Genomic DNA, 4,494 nt, shown 5'->3' with positions numbered 1-4,494 from the left:
AGCCGGGCCGGACTGGCCCCGCTGTCCACCCCGGCAGCTCTCCAGCTGTTCGACGACGCCATGCTCACCGACCACCCGCTGATGATCGCCACCCACCTCGACACCGCCGGACTCGCCGAAAACACCGCACTGCCACCGCTGTTGAGCCAACTGGTAACCCGCACCACCCGACGTGTCGTTGCCGAAACCGACACCACGGCAGCGTCGACCAGCAGCCTGGCCGCGCGGTTGGGCAGCCTTTCGGACGAGCAACGACACCGCGAACTCGTTGACCTAGTCCGCAGCAATGCCGCGACCGTACTGGGCCGTCGGGATGCCGCAGACATCAACGCCGACAGTGTGTTTCAGGATCTCGGCTTCGACTCCCTGACCGCCGTCGAACTGCGCAACCGGCTCAAAAACGCCACCGGCCTCACCCTTTCACCCACCCTCATCTTCGACTACCCCACCCCCAGCGCCCTCGCCCAGCATCTCGAGCCCCGGCTAACGGTCACCGTTGACAACCAGCAGCCCGACCTGATGACCCGATTCAACGACATCACCCGCGAACTACAGATGCTGCTCAGTCAGCCCGACTGGAAACCAGAAGACACCACGCACCTCACCGCGCGCATCCAGACGCTGCTGACGACTGTCACCGACCGCCTCGAGTCGTACGACGCACAGGGCGCAGACGGTGACATCGATGACATCACCAATGCCAGCGAAAGCGAGCTCTTCGCAATCCTCGACGAAGAACTCGGCTCCTAAAGACCGACAAAAGCCAAGGAGTAATAGTGTCGGGCACCACCAAGCATGTCGACTATCTGAAGCGTCTCACCGCAGATCTGCGGCGCACCCGCCGGCGTCTGTCGGAATTGGAAGCCAAGCAGTCCGAACCGGTGGCGGTGGTGGGTATGGCGTGCCGGTATCCGGGTGGGGTGGATTCGCCGGAGGCCTTGTGGCAGATGGTGGTCGAGGGCCGCGATGCGGTATCGGACTTTCCCGCCGACCGGGGTTGGGACGTGGCGGAGCTATTCGACCCAAATCCCGATGCGCCAGGCAAGATGTACGTGCGTCAAGGCTCATTTCTGTCCGACGCCGGCGACTTCGACGCGGGGTTTTTCGGCGTCGGGCCCAGCGAGGCGCTGGCGATGGATCCGCAGCAGCGGTTGATGCTGGAATTGTCGTGGGAAGCATTGGAACGGGCCGGAATTGACCCGTTGGGTTTGCGAGGTTCGGCAACGGGCGTATTCGCCGGCGTAATCCATGCCGGATATGGGGGCGAGGTGAACGGCGCGCTGGAGGGCTACTCGCTCACCGGCTCCACATTGAGCGTCGCCTCCGGCCGCGTGTCCTACGTGCTCGGCTTGGAAGGCCCCGCGGTATCGGTGGACACCGCGTGTTCCTCGTCCTTGGTGGCGTTGCATTTGGCGGCGCAATCGTTGCGGTCGGGGGAGTGTGACCTGGCATTGGTCGGTGGCGTAACGGTAATGGCCACTCCCGCCGCATTTGTCGAGTTCAGTCGGCAGCGGGCGCTGGCGGCGGACGGTCGGTGCAAGGTATATGCCGGTGGCGCTGACGGGACCGCGTGGTCGGAAGGCGCGGGAGTCCTGGCGGTGGAGCGGTTGGCTGATGCGCGACGGTTGGGCCACCCGGTGTTGGCGCTGGTGCGGGGTACCGCGGTGAACCAGGACGGCGCTTCCAATGGACTGACCGCACCGAATGGGCCGTCGCAGCAACGGGTTATCCGGGCGGCGCTGAGCAGTGCCGGGCTGACGGCAGCGGATGTGGACCTGGTCGAGGGGCACGGTACGGGCACCACGCTGGGGGATCCGATTGAAGCGCAGGCCCTGCTGGCGACCTATGGCCAGGACCGGCCGGCGGATCGGCCGTTGTGGTTGGGATCCATCAAGTCCAACATCGGCCATACCTCGGCGGCGGCAGGAGTCGCCGGGGTGATCAAGATGGTGCAGGCGATGCACCACGGGGTGCTGCCGCAGACGCTGCACGTGGATGTGCCTACGCCGCATGTGGATTGGAATGCGGGAGCGGTGTCGCTGTTGACGGAGTCGCGACCGTGGCCGAACGGGGATGGGCCGCGCCGGGCCGGAGTGTCGTCATTCGGGATCAGCGGCACGAATGCGCACGTGATCTTGGAGCAGGCTCCGGCTCTCGCGTCGGAAAGTCTGGAAAGCGCTGGGGACGAACGCGATAGCGACGACACGCTAACGGCGTGGGTATTGTCGGCCCGTTCGGCTACGGCACTGACCGAGCAGGCCAGGCGGTTGCTTGCGCATGTGTCCGCCCGTGCGGATCTGAATCCGGTCGATGTGGCTTGGTCGTTGGTGACGACTCGGTCGGTGTTCGAGCACCGCGCCGTCGTGGTGGGTGCCGATCGCGAGCAGCTGATGACGGAGTTGGCCTGGCTCGCCGCCGGTGAGCCGGATTCCAGCGCGGTAGCGGGCCGGGCTCGCGCGGCGGTCAAGACCGCATTCGTATTTCCCGGGCAGGGTTCGCAGCGGCTGGGCATGGGCCAACAGTTGTATGACCGGTTTCCGATGTTCGCCAAAGCTTTTGACGAGGCGGCCGCGGCATTGGATCCGCAACTGCGCCTGCCGCTGCGGCAAGTGATGTGGGGCACCGACGCGACACTGTTGGAAAGCACGGAGTTCGCGCAGCCGGCGTTGTTCGCCATCGAGGTGGCGTTGGCGGCGTTGCTGCAGGACTGGGGTGTGGTGCCGGAAGTGGTTACTGGTCATTCGGTGGGCGAGATCGCCGCGGCCCACGTCGCAGGCGTGTTGTCGCTCTCGGATGCGGCCAAAGTAGTGGCCGGCCGCGGTCGATTGATGGCGGCATTGCCCGCTGGCGGGGTGATGATCGCCGTAGCCGCAAGCGAGCAGGAAGTGGCGCCTCTGCTCACCGAGGGGGTCAGCATTGCCGCCGTCAACGGCCCTAACGCCGTGGTGATGTCGGGCGCCGATGTGCCGGTGAACGCGGTGGCGGAACAACTGGCACAGCGGGGTAGGCGGGTGCATCAGTTGGCGGTCTCGCATGCCTTTCATTCGGTATTGATGGAGCCCATGCTCGACGAGTTCACCCACCTACTGGAAGGCGTTTCGCCCGCCCCGCCGCGAATTGGATTGGTATCGAACCTGACTGGGGAATTGGCCGGTCCCGGGTACGGATCGTCACAGTATTGGGTAGAGCATGTACGCCAGCCGGTGCGCTTTGCCGACGGCGTTCGGGCGGCTGAATCGTTGGGGGCCGGGGTTTTTCTGGAGGTAGGCCCCGATGGTGGCCTCACTGCGGCGGTGGAGCAGTCATTGACCGTTGATGAGGCGGTGTCGGTGGTGACGCTGGCCAAACGCCGCGCGGAAGCCGAGTCGTTGCTGGTCGCGCTGGGCAAGTTGTTCACCAGCGGTGTAGAGGTCGACTGGCTTGCGGCGCTCGGTGGCGGCCGACGGATCGACTTGCCGACGTATGCCTTTCAGCGGCAGCGGTTTTGGATGCCCTACGGGGCGGCAGGATCTACCGATGTGAGCGGGGCCGGCTTGACGCGGGCCGATCATCCGTTGTTGAGCGCGGTGGTGGAGCGTCCGGATTCGGGTGGGGTGGTGCTTACCGGGCGGTTGTCGGTGGCAGCTCACCCGTGGGTGGCTGATCACGTGGTGGACGGCGTGCTGCTGTTCCCGGGCGCCGGCGTCGTGGAATTGGCCCTGCGGGCCGGCGATGAGGTCGGCTGTTCGGTGGTGGAGGAACTGACACTGTTGGCTCCACTGATCTTGCCGCCGACCGGCGGGGTTCAGATCCAGGTCGTCGTCGATGCGCCGGATGAGTCGGGGTCCCGGGAAGTGCGCGTGTATTCGCAAGGAGCGGGCGCCAATTCGCAGTGGCTGTTGCAGGCGCAGGGCTCGATGAGGGCCGGATTGCCGGAGCCGGCCGCGGATTTGTCGGTGTGGCCGCCGGTGGGTGCGACGGCGGTGGATGTGGCCGACCCCTATGAGCGGCTGGCCGCACTGGGTTACGACTATGGTCCGGCGTTTCGGGGTTTGCAGGCGATGTGGCGGCTGGGTTCTGTGGTGTTCGCCGATGTCGCCGTTCCCGAGGACACCGGCGTGGACGTCGGCGGTTTCGGCATTCATCCGGTGCTGGTCGATGCGGCGTTGCATGCGATGGGTGTGGCCGGCGAGCAGCAGCAGACGATGTTGCCGTTTTCGTGGCAGGGGGTGTGTTTGCATGCTGCGGGGGCATCTCGGTTGCGGGTGCGGATAGCGCCGGTGGGTGCTGGGGCGGTGTCGGTGGAGTTGGCTGATGGTGCCGGGTTGCCGGTGTTGTCGGTGCGCGAGTTGGTCGTTCGCCCGATCTCGGCAGATGCGCTGTCGGCCCCCGCCCCTCGAACCGCTGGTGGGTTGTTGGAGGTGGTGTGGTCGCCGGTGTCGTTGGGTGGTGGTGGTGTTGGGCCGGTGGTGGTGTGGGAGTCGTCGTCGGGGGGGGTGGTGGGGGGGGTGTATG

Annotated in this window: 2 protein-coding genes; both read left to right on the top strand. The window is 66.0% G+C overall.

The window, feature by feature from the left end; all coding sequences use genetic code 11:
- The coding region (locus tag A9W99_RS09885) for a phosphopantetheine-binding protein (RefSeq protein ID WP_253869717.1) at nucleotides 1-750 on the top strand (750 nt) is incomplete at its 5' end.
- 26 nt (nucleotides 751-776) lie between these two features.
- Nucleotides 777-4,494, top strand: a 3,718-nt coding sequence (locus A9W99_RS09880) for a type I polyketide synthase (protein ID WP_156623039.1), incomplete at its 3' end; no start/stop codon positions are given.

The sequence above is a fragment of the Mycobacterium sp. 1164966.3 genome (assembly GCF_001665395.1).
GTDB lineage: Bacteria > Actinomycetota > Actinomycetes > Mycobacteriales > Mycobacteriaceae > Mycobacterium.
This window is presented reverse-complemented; position numbering and strand designations above follow the sequence as displayed.